This is a genomic window from Micromonospora sp. NPDC093244 (assembly GCF_040683695.1).
Classification (GTDB): domain Bacteria; phylum Actinomycetota; class Actinomycetes; order Mycobacteriales; family Micromonosporaceae; genus Micromonospora.
On the sequence record NZ_JBFBEO010000001.1, the window covers coordinates 342,530 to 359,616 of the forward strand.

Consider the following 17,087-nt stretch of genomic DNA (forward strand, 5'->3'; position numbering starts at 1 on the left):
CCTTCCGGGGCAGCGGGGATTGTCACAGCACACGGCGCTGCTGCCGTGCCTGGTGGTTTGGAAGGATGATCCCATGGCATACGACGCGAGCACGCTGCCCGACGTGTCCGGGCTGACGGTCGGCATCATCGGTGGCACAGGCGACCAGGGGCGGGGCCTCGCCTACCGGTTCGCGCGGGCCGGGCAGACGGTGCTGATCGGCTCCCGTTCCGCGGAGCGGGCCGCCGAGTCCGCCGCCGAGATCGCCGCCCTGCCCGGAATGCCGGCCGACGCCAGCATCGCCGGCGCGGCGAACGACGAGGTGGCCCGGCGCAGCGACATCGTGATCATCGCGGTGCCGTGGGACGGGCACGCCGCAACCGTCGCCTCCCTCGCCGAGCCGCTCGCCGGCCGGATCGTCGTCGACTGCGTCAACCCGCTCGGCTTCGACAAGCAGGGCCCGTACGCGCTCACAGTCGCCGAGGGCAGCGCCGTTCAGCAGGCCGCCGCGCTCCTGCCCGACTCCCGGGTCTGCGCGGCGTTCAACCACGTCAGCGCCCCGCTGCTCGCCGACCCCGACGTCGACCGCATCGACCTGGACGTGCTGATCTGCACCGAGGACCGCGAACTGGTCGACGTGGTCGCCGCGCTCGCCGCCCGGATTCCCGGGATGCGCGGCATCTACGCCGGTCGACTCCGCAACGCCCACCAGATCGAGGCATTCACCGCCAACCTGATCGCCATCAACAAGCGCTACAAGGCCCACGCCGGCATCCGCGTCACCGACCTCTGACCGGACCGCCGCCACCCAGACTCGCTGGCCGGCGATTCGTCGTACCGGGTTTCGGTGTACCGGGTTTCGTCTGTCTGGCGTCGCGCGGTCCGGCGTCGCGCGGTCCGGCGTCGCGCGGTCTGGCGTCGCGCGGTTCGGCGTTTGCGTGGCCCACCGTCGTGCCGCCTAGCGTTTGCGCGGCCCACCTTCGCGCGGCCTAGCGTTTGCGCGGTCCAGCGTTGCGCGGTCCAGCGTCGCGCGGTCCACCTTCGCGCGGTCCAGCGTTGCGCGGTCCAGCGTTTGCGCGGCCCACCGTTGTGCGGCCCGGCGTCGCGGGTGGCCACGGGCACGCCACGGCCGCTACTGCTGCGGCTGTTGGCGCGCGGCGTTGGTCGCCCCGTCCGGCGGTCGTGCGTCGGGCGACGGGTGGGGGGCGGGTCCAGCTCCAATCGTCGGCTCGTCAGCGGCCAGGCCTCGGGGGTGGCCGGGTGTTGTGGCTGGTCGGCGGCCTACGCTCGTCGGTGGTAGTGGTTGCGGCGGGGAACCTGCGTGGGGTCGAGCCAGGCGGGTGGGACGAACTCGGGTTGGCCGTCATGGCCGAGGTGGACGGTCCAGTCGCCGCGGTGGAGATGGCGGTGGTGGTGGCCGCAGAGCAGGACCGCGTTGGCGAGGCTGGTGGGCCCGCCGTCGGCCCAGTGCCGGATGTGGTGGGCGTCGCACCAGCGGGGTGGACGGTCACAGCCGGGGAAGGCGCAGCCTCGGTCGCGTAGGACGAGAGCGCGCCGGAGCGGGCCGGTGAACAGGCGTCGTTGCCGGCCGACGTCGAGGACGTGACCACCGCCGCCGAGGACGGCGGGCAGGATGGCGGCGTCGCAGGCGAGCCGGCGCACCGTGTCGGGGGTGAGTGCGAGGCCGGTGTCCAGGCTGCCCGCGCCCAGCTGGCGGGTCAACGCGTCGTAGCCGGTGGTGACGACGATCTGGGCGGGATCGCCGCCGTTCTCGGGCAGTTGGCCGGTGCGTAGGGCGAGTCGGCAGACGTCGGTGAGGGCGTCGTGGCGGCGTTGCCCGGCGGTGCGCTTGTCGTCGGGGCCCGAGGGCGCGGTGAGTGGGTCGAGGGCGGCACGCAGCACGGCGGCGGCCTCGGTGTCGAGGGTGCCGGTGAGGCGCAGCCGGCCGTCGGTCTGCTCGGAGAGGGTGAGGTGCCGGTCGCGGGTGGCGCGGCGGTCGTCAGCGTCGAGTGCGGCCCCTGGCGGCGTGGTCGGCCAGGTCGGGAGCGACGTGGTCGGGGATGCGGGTGCCGAGTATGCGCAGCCGGACGGGGTCGAACTGGCCGGACCAGTCGATGAGGACGCCTACGGCCTTGTCGGCGGCCTGCGTGCCGGCGACATCCTGCACGGTCGCGACGGTGTCGGCGATGACTCGGGCCTGGTCGATGGTGATGTCCGCGTCGGCGAGGGCGCGTCGTACCCCGGGATTGCCGGTGTCGAGAGTGGCGGCGAGGTCGACCAGCCGGCGGGCGGCGGGCACGGTGAGGCGCAGTCGCTCGCGGAGCCAGACCGCGGTGGAGGACGCACCTTGGGCAATCGGCGTGCCGCGGCCGTCGAGTTCGCGGATCGCCGCCAGTTTCACGGCGGCGAGGCGCTGCTCGATGCGGTGTGCGGCGTCGAGCGTGGCGAGCAGGTCGGGCTCCGCCGCAGCCCAGATTGGTGCGTCGGCGCAGGCGGCGATTGCCTCCTCCGCCTGCGCCAACGACTCCAACATGTCCTGACACTAGAACAAACGTACGACACTTTCAGTTACCAAGATCGATATGCTCCTGACTGGAGGATCCGTCGGCGACCGACCAGCGGCGGATGCCGCGGCTGCCGAGCTTCAGGCCGTGCGGACCCGGCCGTCGCTCCGAGCTACCTGACCGGCAGCGGCCTGACCGGCAACTACCTGACCAGCAGCGGCCGAACATCCGCCGTCCCGGCGGCGTCGCCGACCGGGCGGGGAACACCCCCACTCGGGAGCCGGCCCCGGTCTAGAAGGTGTGTTCGGCGGCCGGGAAGTCGCCGCCGCGCACCTCGTCGGCGAAGCGGCGGGTGGCGTCGGTGAGGGTGCCGGCGAGGTCCGCGTACCGCTTGACGAAACGTGGGGTCTTGCCGGTGCGCAGACCGGCCATGTCCTGCCAGACCAGCACCTGCGCGTCGGTGTCCGGGCCGGCCCCGATGCCCACCGTCGGGATCGGCAGCTCCGCGGTGATCCGCTTGGCCACCTCGCCGGGCACCATCTCCAGCACCACCGCGAAGGCGCCTGCCTCGGCGACCGCCCGCGCGTCGGCGAGCACCTCCTCGGCCGCGTCGCCCCGGCCCTGCACCCGGTAGCCGCCCAGGGTGTGCTCGCTCTGCGGGGTGAAGCCGATGTGCGCCATCACCGGGATGCCGGCGCCGACGATCGCCGCGATCTGCGCGGCGCAGCGACGGCCACCCTCCAGCTTCACCGCGTGGCAGCCACCCTCCTTCATGAACCGCACGGCGGTACGCAGTGCCTGGGCCGGGCCCTCCTCGTATGAGCCGAAGGGCAGGTCGCCGACGATCAGCGACTGCCGGGTGGCCCGCACCACCGCCCGCACCAGCGGCAGCAGCTCGTCGGCGGTGATCGGCAGGGTCGTCTCGTAGCCGAACACGTTGTTCGCTGCCGAGTCGCCGACCAGCAGCACCGGCACGCCGGCCTGGTCGAAGATTCCCGCCGTGTACTGGTCGTACGAGGTGAGCATCGGCCACCGTTCGCCGCGCTCCTTGGCGGCGATCAGGTCGCGGGTACGGACCCGCCTGGTGGCCGGGCCGCCGTACAGGGCGGTCACCTCGTTCGCAGTGGACTCCACCATGACTGTCTCCTTCCTCGAGGCCGCCTGCGCGGTCCCCGGGTTCCACCGCGATCGTCGCACCGCGGGAGCGGGTCGCGGCAGGGCGCAGTGCAGGATGTCACTCCGGACGGTCAGCCCTTCTCGCGCCAGCGGTTGGTGATGGGCAGGCGGCGGTCCCGGCCGAACGCCTTCATCGAGATCTTCGCGCCGGGAGCCGACTGCCGACGCTTGTACTCGGCGGTATCCACCAGGCGGAGCACCTTGTCGACCACCGCCGGGTCGTGGCCCGACTCGACGAGCCCGTCGCGGCCCAGGTCACCGTCGACGTAGCCGATCAGGATCGGGTCCAGTACGTCGTAGTCGGGCAGGCTGTCGCTGTCCAACTGGCCGGGGCTCAGCTCGGCGCTCGGCGGCTTGCCGATCGAGTTCTCCGGGATCGGCGGGGTCTCGCCCCGGCGGGCGGCGTCCGCGTTGCGCCACTTCGCGAGCCGCCACACAAGCGTCTTCCACACGTCCTTGATCGGGTTGAAGCCGCCCACCGAGTCGCCGTACAGGGTGGAGTAGCCCACCGCCAGCTCACTCTTGTTGCCTGTGGTCAGTACCAGGTGCCCCTCCTGGTTCGACAACGCCATCAGGATGACGCCGCGGACCCGGGCCTGGAGGTTCTCCACCGCCACCCCGGACAGCGACAGGTTGGCCAGGAAACCGTCCACCATCGGCTGGATCGGCTCGACGCGGTAGTCCAGTCCGGTGCGCTTGGCCAGGTCGGCCGCGTCCTCGCGGGAGTGTTCGGAGGAGTGCTGGCTGGGCAGCGACACCCCGACGACCCGGTCTCCGCCGAGGGCGTCGACGGCCAGGGCGGCCACCACCGCCGAGTCGATGCCGCCGGAGAGGCCGAGCACCACCGACGGGAAGCGGTTCTTGTTGACGTAGTCGCGCAGGCCCAGCACCAGCGCCTGCCACACCTCGGCCTCGTCGGCCACCGGCTCGATCAGCCCGCCGACGGCGGGCGGACCCGAGGGGGTGGGCGGAACGCCGTCCAGCGCGCCGCGTACGACCCGCAGGCCGGCGGCGGTCTGCGCGGCCGGCGGCTCGGTCGCGGCCGGCAGATCGACGTCGTGGACGAGGAGGTGCTCGACGAACTGCGGGGCGCGGGTGAGCAGCTCCCCGTCGGCGGTCACGATCAACGAGTCGCCCTCGAAGACCAGCTCGTCCTGCCCGCCGATCATGTTGACGTACGCGATTGTGGCGTTCGCCTCGGCGGCCCGGCGGCGGACCAGCGGCAACCGGATGTCGTCCTTGTTCAGCTCGTACGGCGAGCCGTTGATGTTGACGACCAGGCCGACGCCCGCCTCCCGGGCGGCGGCGAACGGACCGCCGGCCTGCCACAGGTCCTCGCAGATCGTCAACGCCACGTCCACCCCGGCGATGCGCACCACGGTGAGCGTGTCGCCGGGGATGAAGTAGCGGTCCTCGTCGAACACGCCGTAGTTGGGCAGGTGGTGCTTGAAGTAGCGGGCGGCCACCGTGCCGCCGTACAGGAGCGCGGCGGCGTTGCGGGCACCGTGGCCGGGCTCCGCGTCCCCGCTGACCTGCGGCGGCCCGTCGGCGTCGAGGTAGCCGACCACCACCGGCACCTCGCCGAGGCCGTCCGCGGCGAGGTCGGCGGCGAGCCGCTCCAGGGCCGCCCGGGACGCGGCGACGAAGGACCGCCGGAACACCAGGTCCTCGACCGGGTAGCCGGTGAGCATCATCTCCGGGAAGAGCACCAGCTGGGCACCGGCATCGGCGGCCTGGCGAGTCCAGCTGCGGACCAGGTCGGCGTTGCCGGCGAGGTCGCCGACGCTCGGGTTGACCTGGGACAGGGCGAGACGCAGGGTGGGCATGTCCTCATCTTGCCCCAGTCGCGTCGGAGTCATTCGGCGGTAGCGGCGCGTTCGACGGCGGCGCCTGCGACCGTCGGGCGGGACACGAGGGGACGGCGGGCGGCGGTTCGCGTAACGTCTGCGTAACCGGGCCCGGGAACACTGGGCGGTCAGGTCGGGTAGAGCCCGGCCAAGGCGGACAAAAGAGTGTCGCGAGGGGTTGGGGAAGTGGACCGTCAGCAGGAGTTCGTCCTCCGTACGCTGGAAGAGCGGGACATCCGGTTCGTCCGGCTGTGGTTCACCGACGTGCTGGGCACGCTCAAGAGCGTCTCGGTGGCCCCCGCCGAGCTGGAGTCGGCCTTCGAGGAGGGCATCGGCTTCGACGGCTCGGCGATCGAGGGCTTCGCCCGGGTCTTCGAATCGGACATGGTGGCCATGCCCGACCCGACCACCTTCCAGGTCTTCCCGTTCGAGGGCGGGGTCAGCGGCGAGAGCGCCAGGATGTTCTGCGACATCCTGCTGCCCGACGGCAGCCCCTCCTGGGCCGACCCGCGGCACGTGCTGCGCCGCGGGCTGTCCAAGGCCGCCGAGAAGGGCTTCACCTTCTACACCCACCCCGAGATCGAGTTCTTCCTGCTGGAGAACGGCCCGCAGGACGGGTCCGTGCCGACGCCCGTCGACACCGGCGGCTACTTCGAGCACACCACCCACGCCGTGGCCCGGGACTTCCGCCGCCAGGGCGTGCTGGCCCTGGAGCGCATCGGCATCTCGGTGGAGTTCAGCCACCACGAGGTCGCGCCCGGGCAGCAGGAGATCGACCTGCGGTACGCCGACGCGCTCACCACCGCCGACAACATCATGACCTTCCGGCACGTGGTCAAGGAGGTGGCGCTCTCCACGGGCGTGCAGGCCAGCTTCATGCCCAAGCCGTTCACCGACCAGCCGGGCAGCGGGATGCACACCCACCTGTCGCTGTTCGAGGGCGAACGCAACGCGTTCCACGACTCGGGCGACCCGATGAAGCTGTCCAAGGTGGCGAAGTCGTTCATCGCCGGCCTGCTGATGCACGCCCGCGAGTACACGGCCGTCACCAACCAGTGGGTCAACTCGTACAAGCGGCTGTTCCCGCAGCACCTGCCGGACCGCATCACGGAGAGCCCGGCGTATGTCTGCTGGGGTCACCTGAACCGCTCCGCGCTGGTCCGCGTGCCCGCGTACGGCAAGCCGAACTCGGCAAGGGTCGAGGTCCGCTCGCCGGACTCGGCGGCCAACCCGTACCTGGCGTTCGCGGTGCTGCTCGGTGCCGGCATGAAGGGCATCGAGGAGGGGTACGAGCTGCCGCCGGGCGCGGAGGACGACGTCTGGTCGTTGACCAGCGCCGAGCGCCGCGCCATGGGGTACGAGGCGCTGCCGGAGAACCTGGCCGAGGCGATCGACGTGATGGCCGAGTCCGAGCTGGTCGCCGAGGTGCTCGGCGAGCACGTCTTCGACTTCTTCCTGCGCAACAAGCGGGCCGAGTGGGAGCAGTACCGCCGCGAGGTCACCCCGTACGAGCGGCAGCGCTACCTGGCGCTGTAACGCCGGGGCTGACGCGGTTGCGCGCTGCCGCTATCGTCTCGATCACCGCGCCGGTACCCCTTCCGGGCGGAGAGTCGGGAGGCAGTCGGTGCTGGAGGATCTGCTCAGCGGTGCCTGGCAGAGCGTCGTGTTCGGGATCGTCGGCGTGGGGCTGATGGCGGCCGGGTTCGGCCTGGTCGACCTGCTCACGCCGGGGCGGTTGCGGGACCTGATCTGGGTGGACCGCAACACCAACGCGGGGCTGCTGCTCGCCGCCAACCAGCTCGGCATCGCCGGGATCGTCTTCACGGCGATCCTGACCAGCTACAGCGACTTCGGTAAGGGGCTCGCCTCCACCGTGGTGTTCGGCCTGCTCGGGCTGGGCATCATGGCGCTGGCCTTCTTCGTGCTCGACCTGCTCACGCCCGGCAAGCTCGGTGAGGTCATCTGCTCGCCCGAGCCGCATCCGGCGGCCCGGGTCAGCGCCGCCACCCATTTCGGCGCAGCGCTCATCGTCTGCGCCTGCATCGCCTGAGCGCGTTCGTCGTACCCCGGCCGTAGCGTGCCGGGCATGAACCGTACGGACCGGCTCTACGCCCTGGTCGAGGAGTTGCGGGCGGTGTCGCCGCGTCCGCGCAGCGCCCGCTGGCTGGCGGCCCGCTTCGAGGTGAGCAGCCGGACCATCGAACGGGACCTCGGCGCCCTCCAGGAGGCCGGGGTGCCGATCTGGGCCGAGCCGGGGCGCACCGGCGGCTACACGCTGGACCGCGCCCGCACCCTGCCACCGGTCAACCTCACCCCGGCCGAGGCGGTGGCGATGGCTGTCGCGCTGCACCGGCTCGCGGGCACGCCGTTCGCCGGGCCGGGTGGCACCGCGCTGCGCAAGCTGGTGGCGGTGCTTCCGGCCGCCGAGGCCGCCGAGGCGCACCGCCTCGCCGGCCGGGTGCACCTGGTCGGCGACGGGCCGGCCACGCCCGTCCCGGCCATCGTCGCCGACGCGGTGTCCGCGCGGCGGGTGCTGCGCATCGGGTACGCCGACCGCGACGGCGCGGGTTCGGTCCGCGACGTCGAGCCGGTGGGCTACCTCGGCAACCACCGGCACTGGTATCTGGTGGCCTGGTGTCGGCTCCGCGGCGAGCTGCGCTGTTTCCGGACCGACCGGATCCGGATGGTTCGGGCGCTGTCCGAGGTGGTGTCCCGGGATTGGCGCCCGAGCGATCTCGACATTCCGCACGAGCGGGTCCGGTCGGTGAGCCTGGTCTGACCCCTGTCAGGTGATCGGGAAACACCGACAGGACGGTGTCGCGCACGGGCCCGAGACTGCTCCAGACGACGGCCGAACGGCCGGCTTTGGAAACACTGGAGGCAGTACATGTCCACGACGCCCATCACCTGGTTCGAGTTCGGCACGGACCGGCCGGAAGAGGCGCAACGGTTCTACGGAGAGCTGTTCGGCTGGACCTTCGAGCAGCAGGGCCCGTCGTACCGTGTGACAGGCGCCGGTGGCGACACCGGGATCGGCGGGGCGATCCGGACCATCAGCGATGACGCACCGAACTACGCGGCGTTCTACGCCGAGGTGGCCGACGTCGCGGAGACCTGCCGTCGGGCCGAGGCGGCCGGCGGGACGGTGCTGGTGCCGCCGGCGACGACGCCGAGCGGCCTGGTCCGCGCCCAACTGCTCGACCCGGTCGGGAACCGGGTGGGACTGTTCACGCCCCCACCCGCGCAGGCCTGAGCCCCGGCCCGGCGGCCCGCTGTGGCCGACGAGCCACGCAGGCCGTCGGCGCCGGTCCGCCGCGCTGATCGACTCCGGTCGCCGAGCGGTGTCCAGCGAGCTGATCGACTCCAGATCGCCGATGTGGCGGTGTCCAGGCGTACGGACACCGCCACATCGGCGAAACGGTGTGGATCAAGCCGGGATCACGCGCCGGGCGTGGCCTCCGGGGCGTCCTGCTGGCCGGAGCCCTCCGGGGCGCCGGCGGGGCCGCCCTTGTCGCCCTGCCCGTCCTTGGCACCAGGCCCGCTCCTGTCGCCGTGGCCAGCCGGACCGCCCCGGTGACCCGGGCCGCCCTTCTCGCCGGGGCCGGGGAAGACGCCGGCCTCGACGGCCTTGGTGATGGCGTCGGCCTGCTCCTGGGTGATCTTGCCGTCCTTGACTGCCTGGTCCAGCCGCTCCTTCAGGGCGGCCTGGCGGTCCTCGGCGGACGGGCGCTGCGGCCGGTCAGCCGGCTTGTGCTCCTCGCGCAGCTTCTCCAGCGCGGCGGTCACCTTCTCGGTGGGCACACCCAGCTCCTGCGCGAGCTTCTCGGCGAACTCACCATGCCGGTCCTGCTTCTGCTCGGCGCTGCTGGCGCTCGGCGTCGGGGTGCCCCCGTCAGCGGCGAACGCCATCGTGGGGGCGGCGATCCCCACGCCGAGCACACCGGCGGCGGCCACGCTGGCCAGCAGGTGCTTCTTCGACATCGTGCGGAACATCAGTCCTCCAGATTGTCGTTTGGTGCTGCGATGACGTCACCGACAGTGACCGGGCAGGCTGGGCGCAACCCATGGCGACCCTGTCAGCGGGCTGGCAATCCGGCTTCGGCAGCCGGACAAACCGGTTGCGACGTCGCCGTCCGTACGGTCAGGGTGGGAAAGCCCCGACGAAAGGATCACGCCTCGTGACGACCGCCGAGATTCGGGAGATCCCGCTCGCCGAGCCGGGCGCCGGCCCGTACGGCATCACGCCCGGCCCCGACGGCGCGCTCTGGCTGACGCTCGCCCACGGTGGCGCGATCGCCCGCCTGGGGGTCGACGGCGCGGTACGGACCCACCCGCTGGACCCGGCAGGTGGCCGACCGCTGATCATCACCGCCGGTCCGGACGGCGCGCTCTGGTTCACCCGCTCCGGTGATGACCGGATCGGCCGGATCAGCGTCGACGGCGACCAGCGCACGGTCGCCCTGCCGGCCGGCACGGGGCCGGGCGGTATCGCCACCGGCCCGGACGGCGCGCTCTGGTACGCAGGCATGACCTCCGACACGATCGGCCGGGTGGACACCGACGGCGGCGTCGAGGTGTTCCCGCTACCCGCGACTGGCGCGTTCGCCTCGATGATCACCGCCGGGCCGGACGACGCGCTCTGGTTCACCCTCAACCAGGCGAACGCGATCGGTCGGATCGACCTCGACGGCAGGGTCACCCTGCACCCACTGCCCACCGGAAACGCCGGCCCGGTCGGTATCGCCGCCGGTGGCGACGGCGCCATCTGGTTCGTGGAGATCACCGCCGGTCAGCTCGGCCGGGTCACCCCGGACGGCGAGGTGACCGAGATCCCGCTGCCGGACCGGGCGGCCCGGCCACACGCCATCGTGGCCGACCCGGCCGGCGGCGCCTGGTTCACCGAGTGGGGGGCCAACCGGATCGGCCACCTCGACTCCACCGGACGGATCGAGAGCTACCCCCTGCCAACCCCCAACGCGGAACCCCACGGCATCACGGTCACCCCCGACGGCGTCTGGGCCGCCCTGGAGATCGGCGCGGTGGCCCACCTGACCCCAACCGCATGATCAAGAGGTTCGCGTCAGAATCCGGGCCGGAACTGACGCGAACCTCTCGATCACCGGGGTCAGCGGACGGCGGGGGAGACGGTCAGAGTTCCGGTTTCGGTGTCCAGGGTCGCACTGGTGCCCACCGGGACGGTCAGTTGGTCGGGGCCGTGGCCGATCGGTAGGCCGCCGAGGACCGGTACGCCCAGGTCGCCGAGGCGTTCGGTGAGGACGTCCACGATCGTGGTGTCCCAGCCGTCCCCGCAGTCGGTGAACTGCCCGAGCGCCACCCCGGCCAGCCCGTCCAGCGCGCCGGCCCGGCGCAGCTGGGTGAGCATCCGGTCGACCTTGTACGGAGGCTCCTGCACGTCCTCGATCAACAGCACCGCACCGGTCAGGTCGGGCAGGTCCGGGGTGCCGACCGACGCGACGATCATGCAGAGGTTGCCGCCGAGCAGAGTGCCGGTGGCCCGACCCGGGACGCGCACGGCGAAGGTGTCCTCGCCCGGGACGGCGCTTACCGACACGTCCCCGGTGGTCATCAGGGCGGCGTGCAACGACTCGGCCGAGCGCAGTGGAGTGCGCTCGTCCCGCCAGGCGGCGCCCGGGCCGTGGACGCCGGCCAGCCGGGCGCCCCGCCACAGCGCGAACTGCAACGCCGTGATGTCGGAGAAGCCGGCCACCACCTTCGGGTCGCGGCGCACGGCCGCCATGTCGATGGCGTCGACGATCCGCTGGACGCCGTAGCCGCCCCGGGTGCAGATCACTCCCCGGATCTCCGGGTCGGCGAAGGCCGCGTTCAGGTCGGCGGCGCGTACGTCGTCAGTACCGGCCAGGTAGCCGTGCCGGGCGTACGCGTTCGGCGCCGGCACCGGCCGCAGACCCCAACCGGTGAGCAGTTCCACCCCTCGTGCCACCCGCTCCGGCGACGTCGGTCCGGACGGTGACACGAGTGCCACCGCGTCACCCGGGCGCAGCACCGGTGGGCGGACGACTGCCGAATCCTCGCTGATCACAACCGCAGAGCCTAGCCACACCCTCAGCGGGCGGCGGCGCCCGGCGGCCGGACCCGTGGCGGGGCGTGGCCCTGCGCGGCGAACCCGCTAGCCTCGACGGGTGGCAACCGCGCTGGTGATCGAGAACGACCCGACGGATGACGCCCGCCGGCTGGGTGAGTGGCTGACCGAGGCCGGGCTGGAGCTGTGGGTCGTACGCCCACACGCCGGCGACGAGCTGCCCGCCGACCTGGAGGGGTACGCGGCGCTCGTGGTGCTCGGCGGCGACCAGCAGGCGTACCCGCTGCCGGACGGCTCGCCCGGCGCGCCGTGGTTCCCCGCCGTGGAGGGCCTGCTGCGCAAGGCGGTCCGCTACCGGGTGCCCACCCTGGCCGTCTGCCTGGGCGCGCAGCTGCTCGCCACCGCGCACGCCGGCCTGGTCGAGCGGAGCCCGTCCGGACCGGAGATCGGCCCCGGCGTGGTCGGCCGGCGCGACGCCGCCGAGAACGACCCGCTGTTCCGGTACGTGCCGCTGATCCCGGACGTCCTGCAGTGGCACTCCGACGAGATCACCGAACTGCCCCGGGGCGCCACCCTGCTGGCCGCCTCCACCCGCTACCCCCATCAGGCGTTCCGGCTCGGTGACCGGGCGTGGGGTCTGCAGTTCCACATCGAGTGCGACACCGCGATGATCGCCGACTGGGCCACCGACTCGGCCCAACTCGCCGAACTGGGGTACGACCCCGAACTTGTCGTCGCGGCGTGCGACTCGGTGATGGTGGACGTCGAGGAGGTCTGGCAGCCGTTCGCCGCCCGGTTCGCCGCCCTCGCGCTCGGCGAGCTGGACGACAGTACGGTGCGGCGGGGCCTGCCGCTGCTCGGGCACTGATGAGCCGGCCGACCAGGGCGCCGGGCCGGCTCGCCCGCTACGGGTTCGGCACCGCCGACGGCGACGGCGGGGCGCGTGCCGCCGACCTGCTCGGCCCCGACGGGCTGGGGCTGTGGCGACCGGACGAGCAGGAGCCGGTCGACGAGCCGGCCGCCGAACTGCTGGCCGCGCTGTCCCGGGCCGCCGACCCGGACCTGGCGCTGCGCCAACTGCACCGCATCGTCGAGACCGAACGACGCACGACAGGCGACACCGCGTCGCCGCTGCTCGCGGACCTGCACGCCGATCCCGGCCTGCGGCGGCGGTTGATCGCGGTGCTCGGCGCCTCGTCGGCGCTCGGCGACCACCTGGTGGCGCACCCCGAGCACTACCAGGCGCTGCGTACCGCCCCGGACGGGCTCGCGCCCACCGCCGAGGGCCGGCTGGAACCCGCAGGAGACGGCAACCCGGTGGCGGTGCTGCGGGCCGCGTACCGGCTGGCGTTGCTGCGCATCGCGGCGGCCGACCTCACCGGCGGGCGCGGGCTGGAACAGACCATGGCCGCGCTGTCCGCGCTTGCCGACGCGACGCTTGCCGCGGCGTACGAGATCGCCGTCGACGAGCTGGCCGAGGGCACCGAACGGCCCCGGCTGGCGGTCGTGGCGATGGGCAAGTGTGGCGGCGGCGAACTGAACTACGTCTCCGACGTGGACGTCATCTTCGTGGCGGCCGAGGACGCCGACCTGCCCGCCGCCACCCTCGTGGCGACCCGGCTGATCCAGATCTGTGGGCTTGTCGCCTGGCCCGTGGACGCCGCGCTGCGCCCGGAGGGCAACCGGGGCCCGCTGGTGCGTACCCTCGCCAGCCACCTCGCCTACTACCGCCGGTGGGCGCGTACCTGGGAATTCCAGGCGCTGCTCAAGGCCCGCCCGGCGGCCGGTGACCTGCCGCTGGCCCAGGAGTGGATCGACCAGCTCGCGCCGCTGGTGTGGCGGGCGGCCGAACGGCCCGAGGCGGTCGAGGACGTCCGCGCGATGCGTCGGCGGATCATCGACCACATCCCGCCCAAGGAGCTGGAACGCGAGATCAAGCGCGGTCCCGGCGGACTGCGCGACATCGAGTTCGCCGTCCAGTTGCTGCAACTGGTGCACGGGCGCGGCGACGAGACGCTGCGGGCGCCGGGCACCCTCCCGGCGCTGCGGGCGCTCGTCGCCGGAGGCTACGTCGGTCGCGCCGACGGCGAGGCCCTGCTGCGCGGCTACCGCTTCCTGCGCAGCGTCGAGCACCGGCTGCAACTACAGGGCCTGCGGCGTACGCACACCGTGCCCACCGAGCCGGCCGCGCTGCGCTGGCTGGCCGCCGCGCTGGGTTTCACCGCCACGCCGGGGCGCAGCGCCGTGGAGAGCTTCCGGGCCGAGTGGGTCACCCACGCCGCCGAGGTACGCCGACTGCACGCCAAACTGCTCTACCGGCCGCTGCTGGAGTCGGTGGCCCGGGTCCCGGCCGACGGGCTGCGGCTCACCCCGGAAGCGGCACGGCACCGCCTGGAGATCCTCGGGTTCGCCGACCCGGCCGGGGCGCTGCGCCACCTCCAGGCGCTCACCGGCGGGGTGAGCCGTACGGCGGCCATCCAGCGGACCCTGCTGCCGGTGCTGCTCAGCGAGTTCGCCGACGCGCCGGAACCGGACCGGGGGCTGCTCAACTACCGCAAGGTCTCCGACAAGCTGGGCAGCACACCCTGGTACCTGCGGCTGCTGCGCGACGGCGGCCCGGTGGCCCGGCGGCTGGCCCGCGTCCTCGCCCTGTCCCGGTACGTCGCCGACCTGCTCGCCCGCGACCCGGAGGCGCTGCGGCTGCTGGCCGAGGAGAACGAACTGGCACCGCGCTCCCGCGAGGTGCTGCGCGAGGGGTTCCTGGCGGCGGCGGCCCGGCACACCGATCCGGTGGAGGCGACAAGCGCGGTGCGGGCACTGCGGCGTCGGGAACTCGTCCGGGTGGCGTGCGCCGACGTGCTCTGCCGTGCGGGGGCGCTCGCACCCGCACCCACCCGCGCGGACGGCGCGAAGCGGGCACCCGGGCTGTCCGACATCACCGAGGTCGGCACGGCGCTCTCCGACGTCACCGACGCCACACTGGCCGCCGCGCTGCGGGCCGCCCAGGCCAGCCAACCGGCACCGGAAGGGCTGCGGTTCGCCGTCATCGGCATGGGCCGGCTCGGCGGGTACGAGTCGAACTACCTCTCCGACGCCGACGTCCTCTTCGTCTACGACCCGCCCGCCGGCGGCAACGAGAGCGCCGCCAGCGCCGCCGCGCACGGCATCGCCGAGGAACTGCGCCGGCTGCTCGGCGTACCCGCCCCCGACCCGCCGCTCGGCGTCGACGCCGACCTGCGTCCGGAGGGCCGGCAGGGTCCGCTGGTGCGCAGTCTCGCCGCGTACGCGCAGTACTACGCCCGCTGGTCCCGCGTGTGGGAGGCGCAGGCGCTGCTGCGTGCCCGGTTCGTCTGCGGCGACGCCGACCTGGGCGCCGAGTTCGAGGCGATGATCGACCCGGTGCGCTACCCCGCCGACGGGCTGACCCGCGAGCAGGTCGTCGAGATCCGCCGGATCAAGGCCCGCGTGGAGACCGAGCGGCTGCCCCGGGGCGCCGACCCGGCCACCCACACCAAGCTGGGCCGGGGCGGGCTCGCCGACGTGGAGTGGGCGGTGCAGCTCGTCCAGCTCCGGCACGCCGGCGCGAATCCGGCGCTGCGCGGCACGCGTACCCTCGATGCTCTCGCGGCCGCCGCCGAGGCGGGCCTGGTCGACCCGGCGGACGCCGCGGAGATGGCCGCCGGCTGGTCCCTGGCCGCGCAGGTCCGCAACGCGTTGATGCTGGTCCGGGGTCGGGCCGGTGACCAACTGCCCCGGCACGGGGTGGAGCTGGCCGGGGTGGTCCGGCTGCTCGGCCGCGACGACCCGGGGGAGTTCCTCGACGAGTACCTGCGCACCGCCCGCCGCTCCCGAGCCGCCACGGCACGTGTCCTCGATGCCTGACGCGTCGACGCGCCCGGCCGGGCGGTACGCCGGCTGGGCGGCGACCGCTGTCGCGGTGGTGCTCGCCGTCGCGTTCCTGCTCGCGCCGCCGATGGGCACCGACCTCGCCGCTCAGGTGGCCCGCGCCGGGTTCGCCGACCGGTACGGTGCCAGGCCGATCGACCTCGGCTGGTACGGCGGTGTCAACCAGTACGGCTACAGCCTCTTCACGGCCAGGTGGGGTGCGCTGGTCGGGGTGCGCCCGCTGGGGGCTCTCGCCGCCGTGCTCGGCGCCGCCGCGCTGGCGTGGCTGTTCGCCCGCAACCGGGCCCGCCGGCCCCTGCTGGCAGGCGTCCTCGGCGCCGTGGTGCTTGTCGGCAATCTGGCCAGCGGTCGGATCACCTTCGCCGTCGGACTGACGTTCGGTCTGCTGGCGCTCTGCGCGGTAAGCGCGGAACGCCCGCCACGCTGGCTGAGGCTGGTACTCGCCGCCGGATGCGCCGCCCTGGCCACGGCGGCGAGCCCGGTCGCCGGTCTGTTCACCGGCCTGGCCGGCGCGGCGCTGCTGCTGTCCGCCCTGCGCACCGGCGCCGGGCCGGGCCGCCCGCTGCCCGGCGGCTGGCGGATCGACCGCCCCGTCGCCGAGGGGCTCGTCCTGGCCGTGGCGCCCGCCGTCACGCTGGCACCTGTCGCGGTCCTCTTCGGCAACGGCGGCACCCAGCCGTACTCGGCCGAGTCGATGCGGATCAACGTCGCGCTCGCGGTGCTGGTGGCGGTCGTGCTGCCGCGCCGCCGCCGGGTGCTGCGCATCGGCGCGGCGCTCACCGTGCTGCTCCTGGTCGGCGCGTACTACGTGCCCAGCCCGATCGGCTCCAACGCGCTGCGACTGCCGATGCTGTTCGCGCTGCCCGTGCTCGCCGGTTACGCCGCGCTACCCGGCCCGTGGCTGGCCGGGCTGCTCGCCGCCACCGTGTGGTGGCAGTCGCCGGTGATGACGAGCGACGTGACCCGCGCCGGCTCGCCGGAGAGCGCCGCGGGCTTCTACCGGCCGCTCGTCGCCGAACTCGACAGGCGGCAGCCGGTCGGGCGGGTCGAGGTGGTGCCACTGCGGGACCACTGGGAGTCCGCGTACCTGCCGCCGACCGTCCCCCTGGCCCGCGGCTGGGAACGCCAGGTCGACAGCGACCGCAACGCGCTGTTCTACGACGGCAGCCTGGACGCGCGGACGTACGAGACGTGGCTCCGCCGCGAGGCGGTGACCTACGTGGTGCTCGCCCTCGACGCTCCCACCGACAGGTGGGGCCGCGACGAGGCAGCCCTGATCCGCGCCGGCCTGCCCTACCTGCGGGAGGTCTGGAGCGACCCGACCTGGCGGATGTACGCAGTGGTCGACCCGACACCGCTGGTCGGCGCCCCGGGGCAGCTCGTCACCGCCGACCGCGGCTCGGTCCACCTGACCGCCGCGCCCGGCGCCGTGCCGGTGCGGGTGCGCTGGTCACGCTGGCTGTCGCTGACCGGCCCGGACGGCTGCGTACGCCCCGGCGCGGACGGGTGGACCGAGGTGCGGGTCCGTGCGGCAGGCGACTACACGGTGTCCAGCGGACTCACGCCGGCGAACCACTGCTGACGGTGCTGCCGTCGCCCCCCGACCGAGGTGCT

Annotated in this window: 13 protein-coding genes and 1 pseudogene; 9 read left to right on the plus strand and 5 right to left on the minus strand. The window is 73.5% G+C overall.

Annotated elements, in window-relative coordinates; all coding sequences use genetic code 11:
• Window positions 1–73: 73 nt before the first annotated feature.
• A complete protein-coding gene (npdG, locus tag AB0N27_RS01630) occupies window positions 74–772 on the plus strand; it encodes an NADPH-dependent F420 reductase (RefSeq protein ID WP_364362482.1) in 699 nt (232 codons plus the stop codon).
• 488 nt (window positions 773–1,260) lie between these two features.
• On the opposite strand, the pseudogene AB0N27_RS01635 reads toward npdG, so the two are convergent.
• From AB0N27_RS01635 to AB0N27_RS01645, 3 genes and pseudogenes are all read right to left on the minus strand, one after another.
• Window positions 1,261–2,512, minus strand: a pseudogene (locus AB0N27_RS01635) (DUF222 domain-containing protein).
• A gap of 262 nt (window positions 2,513–2,774) precedes the next feature.
• Window positions 2,775–3,620, minus strand: coding sequence for a 3-methyl-2-oxobutanoate hydroxymethyltransferase (panB, locus tag AB0N27_RS01640; RefSeq protein WP_364362483.1), 846 nt, complete (start codon window positions 3,618–3,620; stop codon window positions 2,775–2,777).
• A gap of 110 nt (window positions 3,621–3,730) precedes the next feature.
• Window positions 3,731–5,485, minus strand: a complete 1,755-nt coding sequence (locus AB0N27_RS01645; RefSeq protein ID WP_364362484.1) for an NAD+ synthase — start codon at window positions 5,483–5,485, stop codon at window positions 3,731–3,733.
• Window positions 5,486–5,692: 207 nt separating this feature from the next.
• Here AB0N27_RS01645 and glnA point away from each other — a divergent pair, with 207 nt between their 5' ends.
• The 4 genes from glnA (at window position 5,693) to AB0N27_RS01665 (ending at window position 8,759) form a co-directional block, all read left to right on the plus strand.
• On the plus strand, window positions 5,693–7,042 hold the full coding sequence (glnA, locus tag AB0N27_RS01650; protein ID WP_364362485.1) for a type I glutamate--ammonia ligase: 1,350 nt from the start codon (window positions 5,693–5,695) through the stop codon (window positions 7,040–7,042).
• A gap of 88 nt (window positions 7,043–7,130) precedes the next feature.
• A complete protein-coding gene (locus AB0N27_RS01655) occupies window positions 7,131–7,556 on the plus strand; it encodes a DUF350 domain-containing protein (RefSeq protein ID WP_364362486.1) in 426 nt (141 codons plus the stop codon).
• 36 nt (window positions 7,557–7,592) lie between these two features.
• Window positions 7,593–8,285, plus strand: a complete 693-nt coding sequence (locus AB0N27_RS01660; protein WP_364362487.1) for a YafY family protein — start codon at window positions 7,593–7,595, stop codon at window positions 8,283–8,285.
• A gap of 108 nt (window positions 8,286–8,393) precedes the next feature.
• Window positions 8,394–8,759: a VOC family protein gene (locus tag AB0N27_RS01665; RefSeq protein ID WP_364362488.1), complete on the plus strand. Its 366-nt coding sequence runs from the start codon at window positions 8,394–8,396 to the stop codon at window positions 8,757–8,759.
• Between the two features lie 185 nt (window positions 8,760–8,944).
• Here the strand turns inward: AB0N27_RS01665 and AB0N27_RS01670 are convergent, their stop codons facing one another.
• Window positions 8,945–9,499 (minus strand): hypothetical protein, encoded by a 555-nt coding sequence (locus AB0N27_RS01670; protein WP_364362489.1) that lies wholly within the window; start codon window positions 9,497–9,499, stop codon window positions 8,945–8,947.
• A 185-nt stretch (window positions 9,500–9,684) separates the two neighbouring features.
• On the opposite strand from AB0N27_RS01670, the gene AB0N27_RS01675 reads away from it, so the two are divergent.
• Window positions 9,685–10,572: a virginiamycin B lyase gene (locus tag AB0N27_RS01675; RefSeq protein ID WP_364362490.1), complete on the plus strand. Its 888-nt coding sequence runs from the start codon at window positions 9,685–9,687 to the stop codon at window positions 10,570–10,572.
• Window positions 10,573–10,631: 59 nt separating this feature from the next.
• Here the strand turns inward: AB0N27_RS01675 and AB0N27_RS01680 are convergent, their stop codons facing one another.
• Window positions 10,632–11,567, minus strand: coding sequence for an LD-carboxypeptidase (locus AB0N27_RS01680; protein WP_364362491.1), 936 nt, complete (start codon window positions 11,565–11,567; stop codon window positions 10,632–10,634).
• 100 nt (window positions 11,568–11,667) lie between these two features.
• Here AB0N27_RS01680 and AB0N27_RS01685 point away from each other — a divergent pair, with 100 nt between their 5' ends.
• Genes AB0N27_RS01685 through AB0N27_RS01695 form a run of 3 tightly spaced genes read left to right on the plus strand, consistent with a single transcriptional unit; the run spans window position 11,668 to window position 17,055 of the window.
• A complete protein-coding gene (locus AB0N27_RS01685; protein ID WP_364362492.1) occupies window positions 11,668–12,435 on the plus strand; it encodes a type 1 glutamine amidotransferase in 768 nt (255 codons plus the stop codon).
• Window positions 12,435–15,449: a bifunctional [glutamine synthetase] adenylyltransferase/[glutamine synthetase]-adenylyl-L-tyrosine phosphorylase gene (locus AB0N27_RS01690; protein ID WP_364362493.1), complete on the plus strand. Its 3,015-nt coding sequence runs from the start codon at window positions 12,435–12,437 to the stop codon at window positions 15,447–15,449. Before AB0N27_RS01685 ends, AB0N27_RS01690 begins: the two co-directional genes overlap by 1 nt.
• Window positions 15,442–17,055, plus strand: coding sequence for a hypothetical protein (locus AB0N27_RS01695; RefSeq protein ID WP_364362494.1), 1,614 nt, complete (start codon window positions 15,442–15,444; stop codon window positions 17,053–17,055). Before AB0N27_RS01690 ends, AB0N27_RS01695 begins: the two co-directional genes overlap by 8 nt.
• Window positions 17,056–17,087: the final 32 nt, after the last annotated feature.